Below are 22,726 nucleotides of genomic sequence, written 5' to 3'. Positions count from 1 at the left end.
CTTGAACTGATGCTTCACATCCAGCGCAAAGATGGGCGAGGCATAAAGGTTGTCCACGGGCATGTCGAAAAAGCCCTGAATCTGGGCCGCGTGCAGGTCCATTGTCAGGATCCGCTCGATCCCGGCCCCGGTCAGCATGTTGGCCACCAGCTTGGCGCTGATGGGCGTACGGGCCTTGGTGCGACGGTCCTGACGGGCGTACCCGAAATACGGGATCACGGCGGTGATCCGCTGAGCGGACGACCGGCGCAGGGCATCTGCGATGATCAGCAGTTCCATCAGGTTGTCATTGGCCGGGTTCGAGGTCGGCTGGATAATGAACATATCCTCGCCGCGCACATTCTCGAACACTTCGACGAAGATCTCACCGTCGTTGAACCGCTCGACACGCGCATCGACCAGACCCTGATCAACGCCTCGGTACAGGCTCATGCGGCGTGCGATGGCTTGGGCAAGCGGAAGGTTGGCGTTCCCAGCGATAAGCTTGGGTTCGTGAAGTGTCGGCATCGGCTGAGGTCCCCGGGCAGCAATGGCAATGTGACAGAATCGTGATGTTGACACCGCTTAGCATGGCCTTACCGTCCCGCAAAGGTAACGCAGCGGAGAAAGTGCACATGACCCAGATTGACTACTTTTTTGCGACACTCTCACCCTATTCCTATCTGGCGGGGATGCGGCTGGAAGAAATTGCGGCGAAACACGGCGCAACGATCAACTATAAACCGCTGGACATTATCGCCCTGTTCGCGCGCACCGGGGGAACCCCTCCGAAAGACCGGCATATCTCTCGTATCGAATACCGCGCACAGGAGTTGCTGCGCCAATCGAAGAATCTGGGGATGGAGTTCAATCTGAAACCGGCGCACTGGCCGACCAACATGGCCCCGTCATCTTATGCGGTTATTGCCGCGATCAAGGACGGTTCGGGCGATGTGGGTAAGCTGTGTCATTCCTTCCTTCGCGCCTGCTGGGCCGAGGAAAAGGATATCGCACAGGACGATGTCATCCGCGAATGTCTGACGCAAGCCGGGTTTGATCCCGGTCTGGCGGACAGCGGCTTGCTGGTTGGGGCAGAAACCTATGCCGCCAACCTCGAGGAAGCCGTGGACCGGGGTGTCTTCGGCGCACCGTTCTATATCACACCCGACGACCAGCGGTTCTGGGGTCAGGACAGGCTGGATGATCTGGACCAGCATCTGGCCGAGATGAACGGGTGACGGTCAGGGCCGCGATGCAATCGGTTTTCGTCAGGCACTTGGGCGAGGGGGAGCGGAAACTGCTCGCCCTCCATTGCACGATCGCACATTCCGGTGCCTGGTCCGGTTTGGCCAGTGCGCTGGATGGCTGTGCGTCCTTTATTGCCCCGGATATGCTGTCGCATGGGCGCAGCCCGGATTGGGACGGGCAGGGTGATTTCTTTGACGCAGTGACCAAACCGGCCCTGGCTGAATTGACCGAACCCATGGATGTAATCGGGCATTCCTTTGGGGCGATGATCGCGCTTAGGCTGGCGATCGAACATCCCGACCGCGTGCGCAGCCTGATCCTGATCGAACCCGTGTTTTTTGCAGTTGCAAAACAGGATGCGCCGCTGTTGTTCGAACAGCACGAACGGGACTCCGAGCCGGTCAACGCGGCCTTCGGGTCTGGTGACAAGGTTTTGGCCGCGCGCCTGTTCAACAGGGCGTGGAGCACGAAGATCAGCCCCAAATGGCCTGATCTGCCCGAACGCACGCGGGCAAATATGGTGCGTGGGATCGACGCGGTTCCGGCTGTGCAGCCTGTGCTCTATGACGATCAGGCAGGTTTGCTTGACCCGGATCGGCTCCGGCGTGCATCGATGCCGACCCTGCTGCTGAGCGGGTCTGAGACGCCGCCGGTGATCCACGCGATTTGCGCAGGGCTGCAACGGCGCCTGTCTGATGCGCGCCATGAACGCATCAACGGCGCAGGGCACATGCTGCCGATTTCACACCCTGATGAAACCGGCGCTTTGCTGCGGGCGTTCTGGCAGGCCAACGCCCCGATAGGCGTTAAAGCAGATTGAGAAACTGATCGACCTCCGCCGCTCCGATGGACCAGTCGCAAACCAGCCTGCACGCGAGGTTTTCGTTTTCATCCTCGCCGTCCAGCTCTGCCCCCCAAAGGTGATAAACCGCGCCGGCCTCGTGCAGTTGCTTGTGCTTCGCGCGTGGGAATGAGGCAAAGATCATATTGGCCTGCGGTTCGTGCAAAAATGCCGCCCCCTTGGCGCGCAAACCCTCGGCCAAGCGGGCGCAGTTGTCATTGGCCTGACGTGCCATCTTCAGCCACAGGTCGTCTTCCAGATAGGCGGCCATCTGAGCGGACAGATAGCGGTGCTTGGAAAACAGATGCGCCCCGCGTTTGCGCCGCAGCTCAAACTCCCAGGCTTTGCTTTCGTCAAAGAACACCACCGCCTCGACACCCATCAGACCGTTCTTGGTGCCGCCAAAACTGACAGCATCCACACCTGCTTTCCACGTCATATCCGCCGGGGAACAGTTCAGCGCAACCAACGCGTTGGTAAAGCGCGCACCGTCCAGATGCACAGGCAGACCGTACGTCTTGGCGACCCCGCACAGGGCCTGCAACTCTGCAAGCGAATAAACCGATCCGCGCTCGGTTACTTGTGTGATCGACACGGGTCCGCGCTGCGGCCCATGTACGCCGCGTGTTTCTTCGCCCAGAATTGACCCGCGCAGCGCCTCAGGGGTCATCTTGTCTCCGCCCGGAACCAGGGTCAGCTTGGCGCCGCTGTAAAACTCCGGTGCGTTGCATTCATCCTCGTGGATATGTGCAACAGGGGAACAGAAGACCGTTTCCCAGGGCTTTGACAATGTTGCAAGGGCCAGCGAATTCGCGGCTGTCCCCGTCGCCACCAGATAGACCGCAGCGCCCGGAGCCTCGAATATGCTGCGGATACGGTCGCGCACCTCGTTCATCAGCGTATCCGCGCCATAGGCCATCTGATAGCCCTGATTGACCTCGGCCAGCCTGGCCATGACCTGCGGATGAACCGGCCCGGAATTGTCAGACGCGAAATGCATCAGCTTGGCTCCTCGATTATGTAATCTTCCCACTCTTCCATGGGCGTTTCGAATTCAGACACTGTGCGCCCCTGAACCGAGACCCCGGCAGCGTGCACACTGTCCGCTGTACCAGATATCAACGGGTGCCAGTCGTAAAGCGGTTTGCCTTCCCACAACAACCGATACGCACAGGTTTGTGGCAACCAATAGGCATGTTCGTCGATATTGTCGGGGGTCATGACGATGCATTCCGGCACGAATTGATGCCGGATGTCGTATTGCACGCAGCGGCAGCTTTCATCATCCAACAGGCGGCACGCGACGCAGGTCAGGGCAACTTCACCCGTGTCTTCATCTTCCAGCTTGTTCAGGCAGCATTTGCCGCAACCATCACACAATGCCTCCCACTCGCGCTGGTTCATTTGGCGCAGGGGTTTGCGTTCCCAAAACCGGGCAGGCAGGCCCGTGCGTTCAATCGGATCAACACTCATAGGGCGGTCAGAACACCGCGGGCCTGTTCGCAGTCGGCATCCATCTGCGTGATCAGACTTTCCAGCCCGTCAAATGTCATCTCGGGGCGCAGAAAGTCGATCAGACCCACCGATAGGGTCGCCCCGTACAGATCGCCCGAAAAGTCGAACAGGAAGGTCTCGATATTGGGCACCTGACCGTTAAACATCGGACGCACCCCGATCGAGGCCGCACCGTGATAGCTGCCTTTATGCGGCCCATCCAACACATCCACCAATACGGCGTAGACACCGAACTTTGGCGGGTGCAGCCCTTCGATGGACATGTTCGCGGTGGGAAAGCCCAACTCGCGCCCGCGCTGTTCGCCCCCGATCACTTCGCCTTCGATCCGGTGCCAGTGTCCCAGCATCGCGGCTGCGTCACGTGGTCGGCCGTCGCTCAGCGCGGTGCGAATGGCGGTTGAGGACACCACGTTTTCCGACCGTTCCATCAAAGGCGCAATCGTCACGTCGAACCCCATGTCCCGCCCGAACTTCACCAGATCCTGCGCTGTGCCACTGCGGCCCTTGCCAAAGCAGAAATCGGCACCCACGACGACATGCGACAGGCCCAGCCCGTCACAGATCACGTTGCGCGCAAACTCCATTGGCGAAAGACCGGCCAGCGCCGCGTTGAACGGCAGTTCATACAGCTTCTCTACGCCCAGCTTTTCCAGCCGGTGCGCCCGCGCATTACCCCGCATCAGGCGGAACGGAGGCGTGTCCGGCGCAAAATACTCCCGCGGATGCGGCTCGAAGGTCAACACACCCAGCGGCGCCTCCGGCGCAGCCTTTCGGGCCAGTTCAATGACCGACTGATGCCCCAAATGAACGCCGTCGAAATTCCCGATTGCCACGCTGGCGCCGCGATCTTCTGGCTGGACGAACTGGATATCCCGGATGATGTGCATAGACGATTGCGTAGCGGCGCGAGTCAATTTGTTCAAGCGGCAGTTTGAATTCCAAGAATGTGATCCTGTGATTGAGCTCTGAACATTTCAGTTGGCCGGGAAATGGACGAGGCCAATCCAAGTATTTCAGACCAGGCGTCTCCAACCGCTTGATTCAAAAAAAACTCCGGGTTTAGACTGAAAATCCGGTTCTCTGGATTTACAGCGAGCCGGATCAAAGCCCGGCCAGGTTCGAACGAACCCAGCACAGGAGGCAGACCCATGTACCGAATGCGACTGTTCGCGATTCGTCATGCCCGCACTTTCGAGTGGATCTATAAATGTGTCGAACGCGGCATGGTCGCGATGGACCCGCTATTTGCAAAGATCGGATATAACCGCGTCGAACGCCCCATTGCACTGGTCGAGAAGGGCGTCAAAACCCTGTTGTTCGATTGCAAGATGTGCGGGCAATGCGTGTTGTCATCCACCGGAATGTCCTGCCCGATGAACTGCCCAAAGCAATTGCGCAATGGCCCATGTGGCGGCGTACGTCCCGGCGAGTTCTGTGAGGTGAAGCCGGATATGAAATGCGTCTGGGCCCTGGCCTGGAACGGAGCCAGCCGTATGCGGGACGGAGCCGACAAGATAAAAGAAGTTCTTCCGCCGGTGGAGCACACGTTGAAAGGCTCGTCATCCTGGTTGCGGGTCAGTCGCGAGATTGCAGCGCACGAACGCGAGACCCGGGATGCTGCCCGATTGGCGCTGGCCGAGGCATTCCCCGAAGCGCGCGAGAATGAACCCTCTGCGGCACCACTGGCCGCCGAACCACCCAACGCGATCAACCGGGAACTGAAGAAATGAGTGATACCCATCGCAACGAGGTGGAGCCGATTGGCTATGTTCCGGTTCCTCAAGGATATGTGTCGCACAGCCGGTTGGAAAAGGTACTCCGTTCAGGCCGTTTCGCAGTGACTGCCGAGTTGAACCCACCCGACAGTGCCGACCCCGAGGATGTTTTTCAGGCGGCCCAACCGCTTGGCGAAGTGGCTGACGCGATCAATGCAACCGATGCTTCGGGCGCGAACTGCCATATGTCCTCGATTGGAATTTGTGCCTTGCTGACGCGCGCGGGTTATTCTCCGGTCTATCAGATTTCCTGCCGCGACCGGAACCGGATTGCCATTCAGGGCGATGTTCTGGGGGCTGCGGCGTTGGGCGTCAGTAACGTGCTGTGCCTGACCGGCGACGGCGTCGGCGTCGGGGATCAGCCAGGGGCAAAACCGGTTTTCGATTTCGATTCCCTGACCCTGCTGCGGACGATCCGCACGATGCGCGATCAGGGAATGTTCCTTTCTGGTCGTAAGATCACGCGCCCGCCGCAACTGTTCCTTGGTGCTGCCGAAAACCCCTGCATACCGCCTTATGACTGGCGACCTGACCGTCTGGCAAAGAAGGTTGAGGCCGGGGCCGAGTATATTCAGACCAATTACATCTACGACATTCCGCTGTTCGAAAAATTCATGGCGCGGGTGCGCGATGCGGGACTGGACAAGAAAGTGTTCATCATCGCGGGCGTCGGCCCCATCGCGTCAGCGCGTGCGGCACGCTGGATGCGCAGCAATGTTCCCGGCATTCACATCCCCGATCAGGTCATCGAGCGGATGGAGAAAGCCGAAAAGCCAGCTGACGAGGGCAAGAAGATCTGTATCGAACTGATCCAGCAGATCCGCGATATCGCGGGGGTGTCCGGTGTTCATGTGATGGCTTACAGGCGCGAGCACGTGGTGTCAGAGATCATTCTGGAATCCGGTGCGTTGAAAGGGCGAAAACGCGCCCGCCCGTCCTGAAAGGCACAGGCAAAAAACAGCGTTCAAACAAAAAAAGGCGCCGGTCGGGCGCCTTTTGCATGGATGTGTTCGCCGATCAGTCGAACTTGCGCGACGGGGCCAATACCATGGCTTCGCCGATCAGAACCTTCTTACCCTCGACAGAGCAATGACAATCCAGTTTGACGCGGCGCTTGGAAAAGTCGATGTCGATGACTTTGACCTCGGCGTAAACCATGTCACCGGGGCGCACGGGGGCCAGGAACTTCAATGACTGCCCCATATAGACCGTGCCATGGCCCGGCAGTTGTTCGCCAATTACGGCCGAGATCAGCCCAGCTGTCAGCATTCCGTGTGCGATGCGCCCTTCGAAGATTGTATCGCGGGCATAATCATCATCCAGATGCACCGGGTTCCGGTCTGTCGAGACCTGCGCGAACATCTCGATATCTTCGTCCGTCACCACTTTGCGCAGGTGGCGGGACATGCCCATTTCGATGTCTTCGATACAGATCGTTCCGCGTGGAAGATTGTCCAACATGTTGCCCTCACTCGAAATCGACCGAGAAAGAAAAAACCACTATCCGGCCTAGGTTGGCAACTTTATTACTTCGCAGTTGCAGAAAATCAAGTCTTTTCTTGCTATCTCAATCGACCGATAGTGTAGGTCGGGTTGATCTTTTCCCTTTCGATATAAGCCGTTAGGGATTCGTGATCCGGATGGTGCGACGTTTTTGTATCGGCCGCCGCCAGCCCGCCCGAAATGAACAGGGAATCAATGCCTTCACCCATACCCCCCAGAATGTCCGTATGGGGGCCGTCGCCGATCACCAGAATGTCGCTGTCGGGGATATCATGTCCCAGTTCCTGCAACCTGCGGCGCGCCAGATCGTAGATCGGCGGGTGCGGTTTGCCGAAATACAAGCTCTCGCCTCCCATCTCGGTATAGAGCTTGGCCAAAGCGCCGGCACACCATTCTCGTACTTCGCCGCGATCGACAACAATATCGGGGTTCGCGCACAGCAGCTTCATGCCCATCTGCTTGGCATAGAGGAAATCGGGGCGGTTCACGTCCGGGTCAGCCATCGGATCAAAGGGACCACAGCAGACGATCCCTTCGGCCTCTCTTAGCGGGACACGTTCGATATGGATCGGGTGGTGCAGCAGTTTCAGTGGCTCGAAAAAGCCCGCATCGCGCTGCCATTCTCCCATGAAGTAAACCTTGTGCCCGACAGCGCCACGGAACATCGCCGACCGCGCGGAATCGCCGCTGGTGGCAATGGTGTCATAGGCATCTGCGGGAACATTGAACTGCACCAGTTGCTCGGCCACGCCCGCGCGGGGTTTGGGCGAGTTCGTGACCAGCACGACAAGCCCCCCGTCCGCGCGATAGGCTTGAAGGGCTGCGACAGCTTCGGGATAGGCCGTGATCCCGTTGTGAACGCACCCCCAAAGATCGACAAACAACGCTTTGTAGCGGGCAGAGATTTCGGAAAGCGCGTGAACGATCTGGGTCATATGTGGCCTCAAGCTGAAACTGCACGAGCCTTATGACCGATTGGCAAGGGATTGGCCACCAATCGATCGGTGGCCAGCCAGTTTTCCTAGCGTGGTTTTACTTGGGTTTCACGGCAATCCCGGATCCTGTTCGCGCGCCCCAACTCAATGGTGTGGGTTGCACCGCTGAAATCTTGGCAGCGACAACTGCGGTCGCGCCTAGTTTTGCGGCATCTTCGCGAAGCTTCCTTTCGACTTGCTCTACTGTGGGGTCAGCATTGAAAACCGTAGTTTTGCTGATTGTAACCTCCAGATCACCCAATTTAATATGGGTGGCGGGGTCAAAGGCCGCGCTGCTCAATTCTATCTCGCTAGCAGCAACTTGGTTCACCTTCTGCTTCTTAGACGCACTGTCGAGATTTGTAGTCTCCCAGGATGGTGAGCACGCTGTGAGAGAAAGTGCGAAAAAACTGAAAAGCGTTACTTTGTTGATCAAGGGTAGCCTCCGTTCTTCTCGTAGTATGCGGGGGCACCTTCGTCGGATTCAATCAGAGGCGCAACAAGGATTGAATGCTAGCGTAAAAATTGTGGTGCGAGGCCCGTTTTTTCAAAACGACGGACCTCGCTTATTTCTTCAGACCTTCAGGTTCGGAATGATCTGCTTTTTACGGCTCATGATGCCCGGCAGAACCACGGCGTCGCCATCGACGGATGCGCCAAAGCTTTTCTCGGCAACGGTTTTGACCAGATCGTTGGGCACAAGCAGGGTGGCTTCCTCGTTCAGGATATCGACGACGAACAGCAGCACCTGATCGACACCGTCTTCCTTGGCGACATCCACCATCGAACCCGCCAGGCTTGCCTTGCGGTCCAGAATGACGCCCGGCGCAGTGGTTTCCAGAACCGAGACGCGGAACTTGGTGCCATCGACCTCGTATTCCTTGCTGTCCATGCGGATCAGTTCGGCATCCGAGAAGGACGAGACATCCGATTTCGCCGCAAACATATCTGCCGCGTAAGCAGAGATATCCAGCTCCAGCTCGGCCGCCAGCCGCTCAGCGACCTCGCGGTCATGGGGCGTTGTGGTCGGCGAGCGGAATTCCAGTGTGTCCGACAGGATGCAGGTTAGTGCCGCGCCCTTGATGGCGTCGGGCATCTTGGCCGCATCGTCGCCCATCAGGTCGACCATGATGGTGGCCGTGCAGGCCAGCGGGCGTACGGTGATGTCGATCGGGCCTTTGGTTTCCAGACCACCGACCAGCTTGTGATGGTCGATGACGGCGCGAATGTCCGCGTCATTTACATTGGCGGGCAGTTCGGCGGGGTTGTTGGTGTCGACGATGACCACCGGAGTGCCCGCGGCCAGATCGTTCAGGATACGTGGCTTGGGCAAATCCCAGTTGTCCAGCATGAACGCCGCTTCGGTGTTGGGCTCGCCCAACAGCACGGGCTCGGCCTGCACGCCTTTGATTTCGTTGAGGTACCACGACCACAGGATCGGCGAGCCTGTGGAATCGGTGTCGGGGGATTTGTGACCAAATACGAGCGTTGTCATGTCAGCGTCCTGCGGAATGGAAATTTGCGCGCCTTATAGGGCGGACAAACGTCCTTGTCACGCCACAGCAGCCTGTCTGCGACGCTTGGTCTGAAAACCGCTGAACCGGGCTAGAATGCGGCGCGTGTCAGCGTATATCCGGCCTGCTCCAGCTGGTTCAGCAAACCGTGATCGTCACTCAGATGACCTGCGCCGACCGCGATCACCGCTGTCTGATCCGTGATGGTCAGAATATGCTCCATCCACAGGGCATTCCGCTGGACCAGCATCTGCTGCTCGAACCCGTTCCATTCCTCATCGAAGACGTCCCGGCTCAGCCCGGATTCCTCGAACCCCTGCAGGCGGGCAAATTGTATGATCTCGGCGTGCTTTTCTTCCAGATATCCATTGGCCATGGTGGCCAGTTGATCGTTGCTTCCCATCATCGCCCCGGACAGGCGCACCAGTGACTCGACCTGCTGTTCCAGCGGGTGGCTGTCGAACATGGCGATCAGGTCGTCGATACGTTCCAGCGAGTATTGCGGAATGCCGTTTTCTGCGGCCAGATCATTCAGGCGGGCGTCCATACCGTAGGTCCCGTTCGGATCTTCCATCATGCAGGGCGGGATGCTCAGCATCATGGTCAAGAACCACGGTCGCATTTTGGCTGCCATCCAGCCGGGAATGCCGCGCTGGTTCAACGCGGTCGAAAATGCGGCCCAGTCTTCATCTCCCATCAGGTCAATCAGGGTCGGCCCGGATGTGATCATTATGGCGCTGAGATTATTGGCCAGATTCTTTTCGAAAGCGTCCATGTCAGTCTGGGTGACTTCGAAATAGAATGCGTCAGCCTTGCTCAGGTCCGGAGACAGGCGTTCAACCACCTTTTCCATGCGTTCGTCATACGTGTGCAGGGTGCCAATGATGTGCAGAACCGTGTCATCCTTGCGCGCAATCCAGTGGTTGCCCTCCGGAAAGGGGATGTCCGCCACGGCGCGTTGCAACTCGGCCCGTGCGTCATCTGACAGCTGCGGGCGCAAGTCCTGCCCATCGCACGCAGCCGCAGCCGTGATCGGGGCCAGTAGAAAAGCAAGAAACGTCAGCAGGCGCATGAACCCATCCGGTGTTGTGTCATCAAGGTGTTCCAGACATAGCCATGCCTGCGACCTATGTTCAAGCAACCCGTCTGGTATTCCTCAACAATCTGCGTAGCATAAGCCCATGAACCGCGAGCAGGACCTCTATCCCCCGATCAAGGCACTTTTGGAGCGTCAGGGATACACCGTCAAAGGAGAAGTGGGCGCAGCCGATATCGTCGCCATGCGCGAAGACGAGCCGCCTGTGATTGTCGAACTCAAGCTCAGGTTCACGCTGTCCCTGTTCCATCAGGCGATTACCCGCCTGAAACTCACGGATAAGGTCTATATCGGGGTCAGTAAACCCACCGGGCGCACGGCCCGGCGGGCGCTCAGGGACAATCTGGCGCTGTGCCGCAGGCTTGGTCTGGGTCTGATCACCGTACGCGCAGATGGCACGGTCGAGGTGCAATGCGATCCGGGCCCCTATGCGCCGCGCAAGGACAAGGCCAGGGCAGCGCGGCTGCTGCGCGAGTTCGATCGGCTGGAGGGCGACCCCAATTCCGGGGGCGCAACACGCCATGGGATCGTGACGGCCTACCGTCAGGATGCGCTGAAATGCGCCGCCTTTCTGGCCGAACACGGCCCGGCCAAAGGGGCCGAAGTCGCCAGATCGGTGGGTGTCCCGGTTGCCACCCGATTGATGCGGGAAAATCACTATGGGTGGTTCGAGAAGGTTGAAAAAGGTGTCTACGCTCTTACGTCTGACGGAACAGATGGCTTGAAACACTGGGCCTACAGCTGGGAACAGTCCGACTAGGCCGTTCTCAAAAAAATCCCAAACACCTTGTTGACTCGGCGTTTTAGACTCCCTAGCTATGCGTCGTTATCACTCACACACACCGAGTGCTAACGCCTCGTCAAACGGCGAGGGGAGGATAAACAAAACTTTGAGCCCAAGGAGCTGCAAAGATGGCATTGAAACCGCTTCATGACCGTGTGCTGGTTCGCCGTACCGAAAGCGATGAAAAAACCGCAGGCGGACTGATCATTCCTGACAGCGCAAAAGAAAAGCCCAGCGAAGGCCAAGTCGTCGCAACCGGCGAAGGCGCGCGCAAGGACAGCGGCGAGCTGATCGCAATGGCGGTCAAGGCTGGCGACAAGATCCTGTTCGGCAAATGGTCGGGCACCGAGGTCCAGGTCGACGGCGAAGAGCTGCTGATGATGAAAGAAAGCGACATCATGGGGATCATCGAGTAAGCCCGCGCTTTCTCTGATCTTCCACTCAACACATTTTCTCAAGGAGAAACGACATGGCTGCAAAGGACGTCAAGTTCGACACCGATGCCCGCAACAAGATGCTGAAAGGCGTCAACATTCTGGCGGATGCTGTCAAAGTGACCCTGGGCCCCAAAGGCCGCAACGTGGTGCTGGACAAATCCTTCGGCGCACCGCGCATCACCAAAGACGGTGTTTCGGTTGCTAAGGAAATCGAACTGGAAGACAAGTTCGAAAACATGGGCGCGCAGATGGTGAAAGAAGTCGCCAGCCGCACCAATGACGAAGCCGGTGACGGCACCACCACCGCGACCGTTTTGGCGCAGGCCATCGTAAAAGAAGGCCTGAAGCAGGTTGCAGCGGGCCTGAACCCGATGGACCTGAAGCGCGGCATCGACCTGGCAACCGCCAAAGTCGTCGAAGGCATCCGTGCTGCTTCGCGTGAAGTCAAGGACTCGGCAGAAGTTGCTCAGGTTGGCACCATCTCGGCCAACGGCGAAGCTGAAATTGGCCAGCAGATCGCAGACGCGATGCAGAAGGTTGGCAACGAAGGCGTCATCACCGTCGAAGAAAACAAAGGTCTGGAAACCGAGACCGATGTTGTTGAAGGTATGCAGTTCGACCGCGGCTACCTGTCGCCTTACTTCGTCACCAACGCAGACAAGATGGTGGCCGAGCTCGACGACTGCATGATCCTGCTGCACGAAAAGAAACTGTCTTCGCTGCAGCCGATGGTTCCGCTGCTCGAGCAGGTGATCCAGTCGCAAAAGCCGCTGCTGATCATTGCAGAAGACGTTGAAGGCGAAGCGCTGGCAACTCTGGTTGTCAACAAACTGCGCGGCGGCCTGAAAATTGCTGCTGTGAAGGCACCGGGCTTCGGCGACCGCCGCAAAGCCATGCTGCAAGACATCGCAATCCTGACCGGTGGTCAGGTGATCAGCGAAGATCTGGGCATGAAGCTTGAGAATGTCACCATGGACATGCTGGGCACCGCCAAGAAGATCGAGATCAGCAAAGACGAAACCACCATCGTCGACGGTGCTGGCGAGAAAGCCGAGATCGAAGCACGTGTTGCTCAGATCCGCACCCAGATCGAAGAAACCTCGTCGGATTACGACCGTGAGAAGCTGCAGGAACGCGTTGCCAAACTGGCAGGCGGTGTTGCCGTTATTCGCGTCGGCGGCATGACCGAAGTTGAAGTGAAAGAGCGTAAGGACCGTGTGGACGATGCTCTGAACGCAACACGCGCAGCCGTTCAGGAAGGCGTCGTTGTAGGCGGTGGCGTTGCTCTGGTTCAGGCCGGTAAAGCACTGGAATCGCTGAAAGGCGCAAACGCTGATCAGGACGCAGGCATCAACATCGTGCGCAAGGCCATCGAAGCGCCGCTGCGCCAGATCGCCGAAAACGCAGGCGTTGACGGTGCGGTTGTTGCAGGCAAAGTGCGCGAATCTTCGGATCCGGCCTTTGGCTTCAATGCTCAGACCGAAGAATATGGCGACATGTTCTCGTTCGGCGTGATCGACCCGGCCAAAGTTGTCCGTACCGCTCTGGAAGATGCGGCATCGGTTGCCGGCCTGCTGGTCACCACCGAAGCGATGGTTGCAGACAAGCCGCAAAAAGATGCGCCTGCTGGTGGCGGCATGCCCGACATGGGCGGCATGGGCGGCATGATGTAAGCACGTCGAATTCGCCTAAGCGAATTCTGACGACCCCTGACAGGCGTTTGGCTGCAAGGTCAAGCTGTCGAGAGGGGAAACCAAAGTGCTCATGGACGGGGTCGCCTTTTGGCGGCCCCGTTTCGTTCCTGATGGCCGCAAGCGGCCATGCCTCCGGCGGGAGTATTTTGGAAAAGGTGAAGGCTGGGCCGCGTGTGCCCGAATTGTGAGTGTCCAACCCGCCGCCAAGTCGGTATGTGGTTGAAATGCGACTGTTCCTTCTGACCGCCCTGACCATGTGCGCCTTTGCGGCGAACTCCATTCTGAACCGGTTGGCTATCGACAGCGGGTCCAGTGATCCCGCGGGGTTTGCCATTGTCCGGGTTCTGGCGGGGGCGCTGGTTCTGGCCGCACTGGTGCTGCTGCGCAGAGGACATTTGCCCCTGCGCAACCGCAGGCGGTTTATCGGGGCCGGGTCGCTTTCCCTGTATATGATCGGGTTTTCCATTGCCTATCTGACGTTGGATGCGGGGCTGGGCGCGCTTATCCTGTTTGCCGTTGTGCAGATCACCATGTTCGCCGCCACCGCCCTTGCCGGGGTCAAACCCACCCGACGACAGTTGGCCGGGGCAGCGATTGCACTGGGTGGTCTGGCCTGTGTCCTGTGGCCCACGGGAACAGTGCGGGTCGATCCGACCGGAACCGTTTTGATGATTGCAGCCGGGATCGGCTGGGCAGCCTATTCACTGGCCGGGCGGTCCGAGCCTGATGCGTTGCAAGGCACGGCAGCGAATTTCATCGTCGCGCTGCCGGTGACCGCGCTGGCCCTGATGGCCACAGGGGCAGAGTGGCACATGACCGGATTGGGTTATCTCCTTGCGGCCTTGTCTGGTGGCGTGACCTCGGGTCTGGGATACGCCTTGTGGTATCGCGTTCTGCCCCAGCTGGCACCTTCAACGGCGGCGGTCGTCCAGCTCAGCGTGCCGGTGATCGCAATTGTGGGCGGCGTGGTGCTGTTGGGGGAAAGCGCGGGTGTGCGGCTGCTTGTTGGTGCGGCACTGGTTTTGGGCGGTATCGCGCTGGCTGTCCTGCGACGTCAACGCGGGAAGGGCTTTTAACGCAGGCGCACAGGCTTTATCTGGCGGGTATGAGAATTCTGATCGCCCTGCTTTGTTGCCTATTTCCCGCCGTGGCCAACGCGAAATGCGTTGTCCTGCTGCACGGTCTTGCCCGGACTGAGGCGTCGTTCAGCGTGATGGAGCAACTGTTCAAAGCGAATGGCTATTCCGTCGTGCGCCCCGGTTACCCATCGACCGAGATCGGTATCCCCGAACTGGCCGAACAAACCATCCCGCAAGCGTTTGCGGCCTGCGGCACTGATACCGTCAATGTTGTCGCGCATTCCATGGGCGGCATCCTGTTGCGATACTGGTTGCAGGACCACAGCCCTGAAAACATGGGCCGTGTCGTCATGCTGGGGCCACCCAATCAGGGTAGCCAGCTGGTCGATGAACTCAGCGCGTGGGAGGTGTTCGGATACCTGAACGGCCCGGCCGGACTGCAACTGGGCACAGGCCCGGATGGAATTCCCAGCCGCCTGCCGCCTGTGGATTTCGAACTGGGTGTCATCGCAGGTGACCAGTCCCTGAACCTTGTGTTTTCGTCTCTGATCGACGGTCCTGACGATGGCAAGGTGTCGGTCGAGTCCACCAAAGTCGAAGGCATGGCCGATCATCTTGTCTTGCCGGTGACACACACCTTCATGATGAACAACCCGCAGGTCATGGCGCAGGTGCTGCACTTCATTGAGTTTGGCCGGTTTGATCCGCAGATCACTTGGCTGGACGGTGTGATGGACGTAATAGACGAGATCTGTATCGGGCAAAACTGCTCAGAACCGGGGGCGGAGCCATCAGAATGACCGCATTGGAACTGACATTGACCGGAGCAGAGGTTCTGTTGCCGGGTGAAGGGCTGTCACGCGCGGAGCTTTCCATTGCAAATGGGGTCATTCAGAAAGACGAGACCGGGCGGCGGATTGACCTGACCGGGTATCTTGTTCTTCCTGGCATTGTCGACTTGCACGGCGATGGGTTCGAACGCCATATCGCCCCACGTCGCGGCGCGATGAAGCAGATGAATGAGGGCATTCTGTCGGTCGAGGCCGAACTGGCGGCAAACGGCATCACCACAGCCGTTCTGGCGCAGTTTTACAGCTGGGAAGGCGGCGTGCGCGGCCCGGACTTTGCCGCGCAGGTGTTTGCGGCCATCGCAGCGGTCAAGGGCAGCACGGTCACCGATCTGATCCCGCAATTGCGGTTCGAGACCAATATGCTCGCGGATTACGACGGGCTGGCCCGTCGCATCGCCGACTGGCAGGTGCCATACGTGGTCTTCAATGATCACCTGCCGCATGATCGTTTGGCACAGGGCAAGAAACCACCGCGCCTGACCGGGCAGGCATTGAAGGCCGGGCGCAACCCGGAGGCGCATTTTGCGATGCTGCTCGACATGCACGCCCGCAAGGCTGAGGTTCCGGCCGCGCTAGAAGCGCTCTGTTCGGACCTTGCGGACATGGGCGTGCGTCTGGGCAGCCACGATGACGCAACTGCCGAGGCGCGCGCCTGGTGGCGCGGCCAAGGGGTGCGCATTGCCGAATTCCCTGAAACACTTGAAGCCGCCGAGGCGGCGCGCGCTGCCGGGGATCATGTTATTCTCGGTTCGCCCAATGTGGTCCGCGGTGGCTCGCATAAGGGTAACGCCAGCGCGGTAGAGCTGATTGCGATGGGGCTCTGTGATGCGCTGGCCTCGGATTACCATTATCCCAGTCCACGCCGCGCGGCGCTGATGCTGGCCAAAACCGGGCTGCTGGATCTGGCCGGTGCCTGGGCGCTGATCTCGTCCGGCCCCGCGCGGGTGCTGGACTTGCCGGACCGGGGCACGCTTGCCGCGGGCAAACGCGCCGATCTGGTTATCCTTGATGCAACCACTCACCGCGTCGCCGCGACATTGGCGGGCGGGCGCGTCAGCTATATGTCTGGGGATATCGCAACCCGCTTTGTGGGTTAAAACCAGGCCAGCTTCACCTTTTTCCAAATACTCTCGCCGAAGGCATCGCGCCGTAGCGCGATATTCTACCGCTTGATCCGGTTGAAATGTCCCATCTTGCGACCGGCCTTGACCTCGGCCTTGCCGTAAAGATGCAGCGCGATGTCCCGTTCGCGCGCCAGCTCAGGCACGCGGTCCATATCGTCGCCGATCAGGTTCTCCATCACCACATCCGAGTGGCGCTGCCCGTCGCCCAACGGCCAACCCGCCACCGCGCGGATGTGCTGTTCGAACTGATCCACGGCGCAGCCGTTCTGCGTCCAGTGGCCCGAGTTATGCACGCGCGGCGCGATCTCGTTCACGATCAGTCCGCCGGGTGTCACGAACAGCTCAACCCCCATGACACCAACATATTCCAGAGCGTTCAGGATATTGGCCGCCAGCAGGATGGCATCGGTGCGCTGGGCGGGGGACAGTCGGGCAGGGATGGTGGTGGTGTGCAGGATGCCATCGCGATGCACATTCTCACCCGGGTCGAAACAGGCCACCTGACCGTCCAGCCCGCGCGCAGCAATGATCGAAACTTCGTGCGAAAAATCAACGAACCCCTCCAGAAGAGCAGGCGCACCAGCCATATCGGCCAGCGCGGCCTCGGCATCCCCGGGGTTGCGCAATCTGGCCTGCCCTTTGCCATCATAACCAAAGCGGCGGGTCTTCAGGATCGCGGGCGTGCCGATTTCTTCGATGGCCGCAGTCAGGCTGTCCAGATCGGTGATATCCGCAAACGGAGCCGTTTTCAGGCCAAGCCCCTGCAGGAACGTCTTCTCGGACAGGCGGTCCTGACTGACCCTCAATGCCTCACGCCCGGGACGAATGGGGCGATGGGCTTCCAGAATATCCAGCGCCTCGGTCGGGATGTTTTCGAACTCATAGGTGATGACGTCCACCGCATCGGCAAAAGCCGTCAGGGCGTCGACATCGTCATAGGCCGCTGTCGTTACCCGATCCGCCACCTGCCCGGCAGGCGGGTTTGCGCCCGGCTCGTAGATATGGCTGACAAACCCCAGCCGAGAGGCCGCCACCGACAGCATCCGGCCCAGCTGGCCACCGCCCAGAATCCCGATCACCGCACCTTGGGCGAGCATCTCCGCCATCGTCAATTCTCCAAACGTTTTCCAATTGCGCCAAGCGCCGCTCTAAGCGCCTCATGCGCACCTTGTTCGATCAGGGTGCCCGTCATCTGCAGGCTCAAAGTACCTTCCGTCGCCAAAGCGTCGCGCTCCTGTGCCAACCGCCCGGCTGTGCCTTTCTCCATCGCGGCGAGAAAACCCGCCATCAACTGCGTGGTATAGAACTCGGCCCCGTCCGCATCGCCGGTCACGTCACCCAGCCATTCGGCTCCGGTGGCCATCAGATCCAGAATGCCGGGAACCATGGCACAAATGGCAAAATGCGCGTTCAGCGCCATCTCATCCGCAACCTTGACCACTGGGTTATCCGGCTCAAACAGCTCGGCCAGCAAGCGGTCATTGCCGAACGCCGCCATCGGGCAGCCACCGGATTGCAAGAACCCCAGCGGGATGGTCTGCACGAAATCCGAGGCTGGGGCGCAAAGCTTGGCCAGATCCTCGGCGGAAACGGCCGCCATAACCGACACGACCTTCTGATCGGCGCGAAAGGTCAGGGGGGCCAGAACCTCGGCCGCGATATGCGGGCGCAGACACAGAAACACGATGTCCGAGGCGTCAATCACCGCCTGCGGTGGCGAAACGGCAACGCCCAGTTCGGCCTTCAGGGCGGCCGAGACCTCGGCGTTGCGTTCTGTCACGCTGATCTCATGCCCTTTGGCGGCCATCAGCCGCGCAATCGGCGCGGCGATATGCCCGGTACCGATAAACCCGATCCGGCTCATCCCTGCGGTTCCTCGGGGATCGAGGCGGACAAGGCCTCGCGCCAGGCATCCAGCCGCGCGGCCAGGGCCTCATCCTGCAAGGCCAGAATGCCCGCGGCCATCAGGCCCGCATTGGCCCCGCCAGCGGACCCGATTGCCATAGTCGCCACGGGAAAGCCCTTGGGCATCTGCACAATGGAATACAGCGAATCCACCCCCGACAGGGCCCGCGTCTGCACAGGCACGCCAATCACCGGTACGCGTGTTTTCGAGGCCATCATGCCCGGCAGATGTGCCGCTCCGCCTGCGCCCGCGATGATCACCTGCAACCCTCGCGATACGGCGGTCTTGCCATAGTCCCACAACCGGTCCGGGGTGCGATGGGCCGAAACGATACGCGCCTCATAAGCGATGCCCAGTTCATCCAGAATATCTGCGGCTTCCTTCATCGTGGGCCAGTCCGACTGGCTGCCCATGATGATCCCCACTGTCACATCGCTCATCCGCTTATGTCCCCGCGCTCAGAAAGAGCGCGCACTATAGCCAAATCCGCTTTTGTGGCAATGCGGTACAGGGCGTTCAGGCAATGATATCGGGGGTCAGGCGGTCTTCTATCAGGCGGATGAAGTCTTTCAGGCGCAGTTTTTCCTTTTTCAGGCGCCTAAGGGTCAACTGATCAGCCGTTCCTTTTTCGTGCAGCGCCTCGATCGCCTCATCAAGGTCGCGGTGCTGGCGGCGGAAAACCTCCAATTCAACCCGCAGAACTTCATCGGTTTTCATCGAAAGGTCGGTGGGCGCGTTCATTGGCGACTCGGGCTTGTTGTGGTGCTTGCCCAACAAGATAGTGTGTCAGACGTTATCGCGCCAGACCTTGTGGACATCCTGGTTTCTTCCCATATTCTATAACAAGCGGTTGCCGGAACGGGACCGCGCACCACGTCGCTTTGACAATAAAGGACGAAAATACGTGTCGAAACTTACTCTTGGCTCATACCCGCATCTTTTGGGGTTCGAGCAGCTGGAACGCCTTCTGGAACGGTCTGCAAAGGCCGGTAATGAAGGGTACCCGCCCTATAACATCGAACAGACCTCGGACTTTTCCTACCGCATCACCCTTGCGGTGGCCGGGTTTGCCGAAGAGGATCTGTCCATCACAATCGAGGATCGCCAACTGGTGATCCGGGGCCGTCAGCGCGACGACAGCGAGGGGCGCATCTTCCTGCACCGTGGCATCGCGGCGCGTCAGTTTCAGCGCATGTTCGTGCTGGCCGACGGGGTCGAGGTGGGCGAGGCGATCATGGAAAACGGTCTGCTGCACGTAGATCTGACCCGCGCTATGCCGGAAACCGTGGTTCAGACAATCAACATACGGAAGGGGTAAGAGCAATGAACACACCGATTGAAATCAACACCGTAGGCGATCGTATCGTCTATGTGAAAACAGTGGACGTTGCCGATCTGCCGCGTGATCTGCGCGATCAGGCAGGTGATCTGGATCACCTTTACGCCGTGCACGATTCCGATGGGCAGCAACTGGCGCTTGTGGCCGACCGCAAGCTGGCCTTCGTTCTGGCCCGTCAGCACGACCTGTCACCTGTGGCCGTTCACTGAACGGCCCCTTTGCCCGGCTGGGTTGAAACGTTCCCCGCAGCACACGCGCATCGGCGAAACTGCCGCTATTAACCTGTAACGGAGCCGACTGCATGAGCTGGTTTGAATTCGACTGGGTAGACGCCTTCACCAATCGTGCATTTGGCGGCAACGGTTGTGCCGTGGTCCATGGCGGCGCGGGGCTCTCTGCCGAGCTCTGCATGGCCTATGTGCGCGAAACCTCTCTGGTCGAATGCACATTCACCGGCCCGTCCGACGTGGCCGACATCCGCGTCCGTTATTTTCTGGCCAGCCGTGAAATTCCCTTTGCCGGTCATCCGACGATTGCCACCGTAGCGGCGATGTGGTCGCGCGGCATGATCCCCGGCGATAACCTGACGCTGGAAACCGGCGCTGGCATCGTTTCGATCGGATTCCAGGGCGAACAGATTGAAATGACGCAGGTCGCCCCGCAATTTGGTGCGCATGTGCCTTCGGATCTGGTGGCAAAGGCGATCAGCCTGCCGCAAGAAGCCATCATCTCGCCACCCCGGATGGTCTCAACCGGTTTGCCCTTCTGTATCACCGTTCTGCGCGATCATGACGCGTTGCGCGCGGCCCGCCTGTCCGAGGACGCGCTGCGGAAAGTGGCTGCAACGGCAGGGTATTCCGGCTCGGACATGGCCGAGCCTTTTCTCGTGACACTCCAAGGGGCTACCGACGCGGGTGATACCTTCTCGCGCCTGCTAATGGCTCCGCCCAGCCCGCCCGAGGATCCGTTTACCGGGTCTGCCACCGGGGCCATGGCAGCCTATCTGTGGAAATACGGGCTGATGACCAAGGACAGTTTCGTTGCGGAACAGGGTCACGATATGGGCCGCCCCGGTCAGGCTGTTGTCACGCGCGTTGGCCCCAGCGACGCGATGACGGGAATCAAGGTGGCCGGTCAGGGGCATATCCTGATGCGCGGGCAGGTTGATCTGCCACAAGCCACTCAGTAGCCGAACCGTTCCCGACCCCGGGGACTGCCCGGAACGCCTCAGACTATCAAAACAAAAACGGCCCCCGAAAACCGGAGGCCGCTGTGTTTCATTCATCTGGTTCAGCCTGCTGCGATCAGACCCATGCTTTCCAGCTTCAGCAGCACCTGATGGGCGCAGTTGTCGACCTCGACATTCTCGGTCTCGACACGCAATTCAGGGTTCTGAGGCACGTCATACGGGTCCGAGATGCCGGTGAATTCCTTGATCTTGCCTTCGCGGGCCAGCTTGTACAGACCCTTGCGGTCGCGCCGCTCACACTCTTCGATGGTGGTCGCGACATGCACTTCGCAGAAGGCACCGAACTGCTCGATCTCTTCGCGCACCGCGCGGCGCGTGGTGGCATAAGGTGCGATCGGCGCGCAGATGGCGATGCCACCGTTCTTGGTGATCTCGGATGCCACATAGCCGATCCGTCGGATGTTCAGGTCGCGATGCTCTTTCGAGAAACCCAGTTCGGATGACAGGTTTTTCCGCACGATATCGCCATCCAGCAACGTGACCGGACGGCCCCCCATCTCCATCAGCTTGACCATAAGCGCGTTGGCGATGGTGGACTTGCCTGAGCCCGAGAAGCCGGTGAAGAACACAGTAAAGCCCTGCTGGCTGCGTGGCGGCTTGGTCTTGCGCAGCTCGGCCACAACTTCGGGAAAGCTGAACCATTCGGGGATTTCCAGACCCTCGGCCAGACGGCGGCGCAGCTCGGTGCCCGAGATGTTCAGGATCGTGACATTGTCCTTGTCCAGAATCTCGTCATTCGGCTCGTATTGCGCGCGTTCCTGCACATAGACCATGTGTTTGAAATCGACCATCTCGACGCCGATCTCGTCCTGGAACTGGCGGAACAGGTCCTGCGCGTCATAGGGGCCATAGAAATCTTCACCGGCCGAGTTCTTGCCCGGGCCCGCGTGATCGCGGCCAACGATGAAATGAGTGCAGCCATGGTTGGCACGGATCAGCCCGTGCCAGACCGCCTCGCGCGGGCCAGCCATACGCATGGCCAGATTCAGCAGGCTCATCGAGGTGGTGGATGCGGGATACTTGTCCAGCACCGCCTCATAGCAGCGCACGCGGGTAAAGTGGTCTACGTCGCCCGGCTTGGTCATGCCCACGACCGGGTGGATCAGCAGGTTGGCCTGCGCTTCCTTGGCGGCGCGGAAAGTCAGTTCCTGATGCGCACGGTGCAGGGGGTTGCGGGTCTGGAAGGCCACGATCCGGCGCCAGCCCAGCTTGCGGAAATAGGCGCGCAGCTCGTTCGGCGTGTCGCGGCGACCGCGGAAGTCATAGTGAACAGGCTGCTGGATGCCCACGACAGGGCCACCCAGATAGACCTTGCCCGCCACATTGTGCAGATAGTTCACAGCCGGGTGGGCATCGTCATCGGCACCAAAAACCTTCTCGGCCTCGCGGGCTTTGTTCGGTGTCCAGCGGTCAGTCACCGTCATGGTGCCCAGAATCACGCCTTCCTGATCGCGCAGCGCGATATCCTGACCCAGTTCGATCTTGTCCGCAAAGTCTTCGCTGACGTCCAGCGTTATGGGCATCGGCCATAGCGTGCCATCAGCCAGACGCATGTTTTCGACGACATTGTCGTAATCGGCCTCGCTCAGGAAACCTTTGAGCGGGTTGAAACCGCCGTTCATCAGCAGCTCCAGATCGCAGATCTGGCGCGGGCTCAGATCCCAACTGGTCAGGTCGGCGGCTTCGACCTTCAGTTTCTGGGCCGAGTCATACGACACGTAAAGTTCGGGAATGGGGGCCAGATTGCTTAACATCGTCATCTGAATACTCTTATCGCAGTGTTGTGTTGCCAGTGATTCAAGGGCATTTTCGGGGCAT

Annotated in this window: 27 protein-coding genes; 13 read left to right on the top strand and 14 right to left on the bottom strand. The window is 59.5% G+C overall.

Going from position 1 to position 22,726, the window contains the following annotated elements; genetic code table 11:
• On the bottom strand, positions 1-507 hold a 507-nt coding region (prs, locus tag AC2FND_RS03865), incomplete at its 3' end, for a ribose-phosphate diphosphokinase (RefSeq protein ID WP_496768019.1).
• Positions 508-614: 107 nt separating this feature from the next.
• Here prs and AC2FND_RS03860 point away from each other — a divergent pair.
• A complete protein-coding gene (locus AC2FND_RS03860) occupies positions 615-1,217 on the top strand; it encodes a 2-hydroxychromene-2-carboxylate isomerase (RefSeq protein WP_209504797.1) in 603 nt (200 codons plus the stop codon).
• Positions 1,214-2,047, top strand: coding sequence for an alpha/beta fold hydrolase (locus tag AC2FND_RS03855; protein WP_348540391.1), 834 nt, complete (start codon positions 1,214-1,216; stop codon positions 2,045-2,047). Before AC2FND_RS03860 ends, AC2FND_RS03855 begins: the two co-directional genes overlap by 4 nt.
• Here the strand turns inward: AC2FND_RS03855 and AC2FND_RS03850 are convergent.
• The 3 genes from AC2FND_RS03850 to AC2FND_RS03840 are packed head-to-tail and all read right to left on the bottom strand — an operon-like array spanning position 2,034 to position 4,470.
• The gene (locus AC2FND_RS03850; protein WP_496768017.1) at positions 2,034-3,068 is read right to left on the bottom strand and encodes a threonine aldolase family protein; all 1,035 of its coding nucleotides are present in this window, start codon (positions 3,066-3,068) and stop codon (positions 2,034-2,036) included. The two genes, AC2FND_RS03855 and AC2FND_RS03850, sit on opposite strands and share 14 nt — an antisense overlap.
• A complete protein-coding gene (locus AC2FND_RS03845; protein ID WP_209504795.1) occupies positions 3,068-3,541 on the bottom strand; it encodes a YcgN family cysteine cluster protein in 474 nt (157 codons plus the stop codon). The genes AC2FND_RS03850 and AC2FND_RS03845 overlap by 1 nt, the downstream gene beginning before the upstream one ends.
• On the bottom strand, positions 3,538-4,470 hold the full coding sequence (locus AC2FND_RS03840; protein ID WP_209504794.1) for a bifunctional riboflavin kinase/FAD synthetase: 933 nt from the start codon (positions 4,468-4,470) through the stop codon (positions 3,538-3,540). The genes AC2FND_RS03845 and AC2FND_RS03840 overlap by 4 nt, the downstream gene beginning before the upstream one ends.
• Before the next feature lie 261 nt (positions 4,471-4,731).
• Here AC2FND_RS03840 and AC2FND_RS03835 point away from each other — a divergent pair, with 261 nt between their 5' ends.
• Positions 4,732-5,313 carry a methylenetetrahydrofolate reductase C-terminal domain-containing protein gene (locus tag AC2FND_RS03835; protein WP_209598048.1) on the top strand — a complete coding sequence of 194 codons (582 nt, stop codon included), beginning with the start codon at positions 4,732-4,734 and terminating at the stop codon, positions 5,311-5,313.
• A complete protein-coding gene (locus AC2FND_RS03830) occupies positions 5,310-6,299 on the top strand; it encodes a methylenetetrahydrofolate reductase (RefSeq protein WP_480475455.1) in 990 nt (329 codons plus the stop codon). The genes AC2FND_RS03835 and AC2FND_RS03830 overlap by 4 nt, the downstream gene beginning before the upstream one ends.
• A 76-nt stretch (positions 6,300-6,375) precedes the next feature.
• On the opposite strand, the gene AC2FND_RS03825 is transcribed toward AC2FND_RS03830, so the two are convergent.
• The 5 genes from AC2FND_RS03825 to AC2FND_RS03805 form a co-directional block, all read right to left on the bottom strand.
• Positions 6,376-6,819 carry a MaoC family dehydratase gene (locus AC2FND_RS03825; RefSeq protein WP_209504791.1) on the bottom strand — a complete coding sequence of 148 codons (444 nt, stop codon included), beginning with the start codon at positions 6,817-6,819 and terminating at the stop codon, positions 6,376-6,378.
• Between the two features lie 101 nt (positions 6,820-6,920).
• Positions 6,921-7,796, bottom strand: a complete 876-nt coding sequence (locus AC2FND_RS03820) for a TIGR01459 family HAD-type hydrolase (RefSeq protein WP_496768014.1) — start codon at positions 7,794-7,796, stop codon at positions 6,921-6,923.
• Positions 7,797-7,893: 97 nt separating this feature from the next.
• On the bottom strand, positions 7,894-8,271 hold the full coding sequence (locus AC2FND_RS03815; protein WP_480831292.1) for a hypothetical protein: 378 nt from the start codon (positions 8,269-8,271) through the stop codon (positions 7,894-7,896).
• A gap of 138 nt (positions 8,272-8,409) precedes the next feature.
• Entirely contained in the window at positions 8,410-9,330 is a 921-nt protein-coding gene (locus AC2FND_RS03810) for a manganese-dependent inorganic pyrophosphatase (RefSeq protein WP_496768012.1), read from the bottom strand.
• 110 nt (positions 9,331-9,440) lie between these two features.
• A complete protein-coding gene (locus tag AC2FND_RS03805) occupies positions 9,441-10,421 on the bottom strand; it encodes a TraB/GumN family protein (RefSeq protein ID WP_496768010.1) in 981 nt (326 codons plus the stop codon).
• A 109-nt stretch (positions 10,422-10,530) separates the two neighbouring features.
• Here AC2FND_RS03805 and AC2FND_RS03800 point away from each other — a divergent pair, with 109 nt between their 5' ends.
• The 6 genes from AC2FND_RS03800 (at position 10,531) to AC2FND_RS03775 (ending at position 16,387) form a co-directional block, all read left to right on the top strand.
• Positions 10,531-11,205, top strand: coding sequence for a DUF2161 domain-containing phosphodiesterase (locus AC2FND_RS03800; protein WP_496768009.1), 675 nt, complete (start codon positions 10,531-10,533; stop codon positions 11,203-11,205).
• 152 nt (positions 11,206-11,357) lie between these two features.
• A complete protein-coding gene (groES, locus tag AC2FND_RS03795; protein WP_209504786.1) occupies positions 11,358-11,645 on the top strand; it encodes a co-chaperone GroES in 288 nt (95 codons plus the stop codon).
• Between the two features lie 53 nt (positions 11,646-11,698).
• Complete coding sequence (gene groL / locus AC2FND_RS03790; RefSeq protein WP_480919156.1) at positions 11,699-13,339, top strand: chaperonin GroEL; 1,641 nt, start codon at positions 11,699-11,701, stop codon at positions 13,337-13,339.
• 245 nt (positions 13,340-13,584) lie between these two features.
• Positions 13,585-14,436: a DMT family transporter gene (locus AC2FND_RS03785; protein ID WP_496768007.1), complete on the top strand. Its 852-nt coding sequence runs from the start codon at positions 13,585-13,587 to the stop codon at positions 14,434-14,436.
• 29 nt (positions 14,437-14,465) lie between these two features.
• On the top strand, positions 14,466-15,239 hold the full coding sequence (locus AC2FND_RS03780; RefSeq protein WP_209504783.1) for an alpha/beta fold hydrolase: 774 nt from the start codon (positions 14,466-14,468) through the stop codon (positions 15,237-15,239).
• Positions 15,236-16,387, top strand: a complete 1,152-nt coding sequence (locus AC2FND_RS03775) for an alpha-D-ribose 1-methylphosphonate 5-triphosphate diphosphatase (RefSeq protein ID WP_496768005.1) — start codon at positions 15,236-15,238, stop codon at positions 16,385-16,387. Before AC2FND_RS03780 ends, AC2FND_RS03775 begins: the two co-directional genes overlap by 4 nt.
• A gap of 65 nt (positions 16,388-16,452) precedes the next feature.
• Here the strand turns inward: AC2FND_RS03775 and AC2FND_RS03770 are convergent, their stop codons facing one another.
• The 4 genes from AC2FND_RS03770 to AC2FND_RS03755 form a co-directional block, all read right to left on the bottom strand.
• Positions 16,453-17,520, bottom strand: a complete 1,068-nt coding sequence (locus AC2FND_RS03770; RefSeq protein ID WP_496768003.1) for a 5-(carboxyamino)imidazole ribonucleotide synthase — start codon at positions 17,518-17,520, stop codon at positions 16,453-16,455.
• Between the two features lie 2 nt (positions 17,521-17,522).
• The gene (locus tag AC2FND_RS03765; RefSeq protein ID WP_496768001.1) at positions 17,523-18,278 is read right to left on the bottom strand and encodes an NAD(P)-binding domain-containing protein; all 756 of its coding nucleotides are present in this window, start codon (positions 18,276-18,278) and stop codon (positions 17,523-17,525) included.
• Positions 18,275-18,760: a 5-(carboxyamino)imidazole ribonucleotide mutase gene (purE, locus tag AC2FND_RS03760; RefSeq protein ID WP_209504779.1), complete on the bottom strand. Its 486-nt coding sequence runs from the start codon at positions 18,758-18,760 to the stop codon at positions 18,275-18,277. Before purE ends, AC2FND_RS03765 begins: the two co-directional genes overlap by 4 nt.
• 76 nt (positions 18,761-18,836) lie before the next feature.
• Positions 18,837-19,061: a YdcH family protein gene (locus tag AC2FND_RS03755; protein WP_209504778.1), complete on the bottom strand. Its 225-nt coding sequence runs from the start codon at positions 19,059-19,061 to the stop codon at positions 18,837-18,839.
• Positions 19,062-19,224: 163 nt separating this feature from the next.
• Between AC2FND_RS03755 and AC2FND_RS03750 the strand changes: the two genes are divergently transcribed.
• The 3 genes from AC2FND_RS03750 (at position 19,225) to AC2FND_RS03740 (ending at position 20,848) form a co-directional block, all read left to right on the top strand.
• Positions 19,225-19,638 (top strand): Hsp20 family protein, encoded by a 414-nt coding sequence (locus AC2FND_RS03750; RefSeq protein WP_209598037.1) that lies wholly within the window; start codon positions 19,225-19,227, stop codon positions 19,636-19,638.
• Between the two features lie 5 nt (positions 19,639-19,643).
• Positions 19,644-19,868: a DUF1150 family protein gene (locus AC2FND_RS03745; protein WP_496767999.1), complete on the top strand. Its 225-nt coding sequence runs from the start codon at positions 19,644-19,646 to the stop codon at positions 19,866-19,868.
• Between the two features lie 92 nt (positions 19,869-19,960).
• Positions 19,961-20,848, top strand: coding sequence for a PhzF family phenazine biosynthesis protein (locus AC2FND_RS03740; protein WP_496767997.1), 888 nt, complete (start codon positions 19,961-19,963; stop codon positions 20,846-20,848).
• Between the two features lie 101 nt (positions 20,849-20,949).
• On the opposite strand, the gene AC2FND_RS03735 is transcribed toward AC2FND_RS03740, so the two are convergent.
• A complete protein-coding gene (locus AC2FND_RS03735) occupies positions 20,950-22,668 on the bottom strand; it encodes a bifunctional sulfate adenylyltransferase/adenylylsulfate kinase (protein WP_267362968.1) in 1,719 nt (572 codons plus the stop codon).
• Positions 22,669-22,726 lie beyond the last annotated feature (58 nt).

The sequence above is a fragment of the Ruegeria sp. BHSB056 genome (assembly GCF_059613305.1).
Note: the sequence above shows the minus strand (reverse complement) of the source record. Positions and strands in the feature narration are given on the sequence as shown.

Coding starts and splice junctions, on each gene's coding strand:
- AC2FND_RS03745 (WP_496767999.1), top strand. CDS start 19,644: ATGAACACACCGATTGAAATCAACACCGTAGGCGATCGTATCGTCTAT.
- AC2FND_RS03860 (WP_209504797.1), top strand. CDS start 615: ATGACCCAGATTGACTACTTTTTTGCGACACTCTCACCCTATTCCTAT.
- AC2FND_RS03835 (WP_209598048.1), top strand. CDS start 4,732: ATGTACCGAATGCGACTGTTCGCGATTCGTCATGCCCGCACTTTCGAG.
- AC2FND_RS03850 (WP_496768017.1), bottom strand. CDS start 3,068: ATGCATTTCGCGTCTGACAATTCCGGGCCGGTTCATCCGCAGGTCATG.
- AC2FND_RS03830 (WP_480475455.1), top strand. CDS start 5,310: ATGAGTGATACCCATCGCAACGAGGTGGAGCCGATTGGCTATGTTCCG.
- AC2FND_RS03820 (WP_496768014.1), bottom strand. CDS start 7,796: ATGACCCAGATCGTTCACGCGCTTTCCGAAATCTCTGCCCGCTACAAA.
- AC2FND_RS03740 (WP_496767997.1), top strand. CDS start 19,961: ATGAGCTGGTTTGAATTCGACTGGGTAGACGCCTTCACCAATCGTGCA.
- groL (WP_480919156.1), top strand. CDS start 11,699: ATGGCTGCAAAGGACGTCAAGTTCGACACCGATGCCCGCAACAAGATG.
- AC2FND_RS03785 (WP_496768007.1), top strand. CDS start 13,585: ATGCGACTGTTCCTTCTGACCGCCCTGACCATGTGCGCCTTTGCGGCG.
- AC2FND_RS03770 (WP_496768003.1), bottom strand. CDS start 17,520: ATGGCGGAGATGCTCGCCCAAGGTGCGGTGATCGGGATTCTGGGCGGT.
- AC2FND_RS03810 (WP_496768012.1), bottom strand. CDS start 9,330: ATGACAACGCTCGTATTTGGTCACAAATCCCCCGACACCGATTCCACA.
- AC2FND_RS03800 (WP_496768009.1), top strand. CDS start 10,531: ATGAACCGCGAGCAGGACCTCTATCCCCCGATCAAGGCACTTTTGGAG.
- AC2FND_RS03805 (WP_496768010.1), bottom strand. CDS start 10,421: ATGCGCCTGCTGACGTTTCTTGCTTTTCTACTGGCCCCGATCACGGCT.
- AC2FND_RS03775 (WP_496768005.1), top strand. CDS start 15,236: ATGACCGCATTGGAACTGACATTGACCGGAGCAGAGGTTCTGTTGCCG.
- groES (WP_209504786.1), top strand. CDS start 11,358: ATGGCATTGAAACCGCTTCATGACCGTGTGCTGGTTCGCCGTACCGAA.
- AC2FND_RS03845 (WP_209504795.1), bottom strand. CDS start 3,541: ATGAGTGTTGATCCGATTGAACGCACGGGCCTGCCTGCCCGGTTTTGG.
- AC2FND_RS03755 (WP_209504778.1), bottom strand. CDS start 19,061: ATGAACGCGCCCACCGACCTTTCGATGAAAACCGATGAAGTTCTGCGG.
- AC2FND_RS03765 (WP_496768001.1), bottom strand. CDS start 18,278: ATGAGCCGGATCGGGTTTATCGGTACCGGGCATATCGCCGCGCCGATT.
- AC2FND_RS03825 (WP_209504791.1), bottom strand. CDS start 6,819: ATGTTGGACAATCTTCCACGCGGAACGATCTGTATCGAAGACATCGAA.
- AC2FND_RS03780 (WP_209504783.1), top strand. CDS start 14,466: ATGAGAATTCTGATCGCCCTGCTTTGTTGCCTATTTCCCGCCGTGGCC.
- AC2FND_RS03735 (WP_267362968.1), bottom strand. CDS start 22,668: ATGACGATGTTAAGCAATCTGGCCCCCATTCCCGAACTTTACGTGTCG.
- AC2FND_RS03840 (WP_209504794.1), bottom strand. CDS start 4,470: ATGCACATCATCCGGGATATCCAGTTCGTCCAGCCAGAAGATCGCGGC.
- purE (WP_209504779.1), bottom strand. CDS start 18,760: ATGAGCGATGTGACAGTGGGGATCATCATGGGCAGCCAGTCGGACTGG.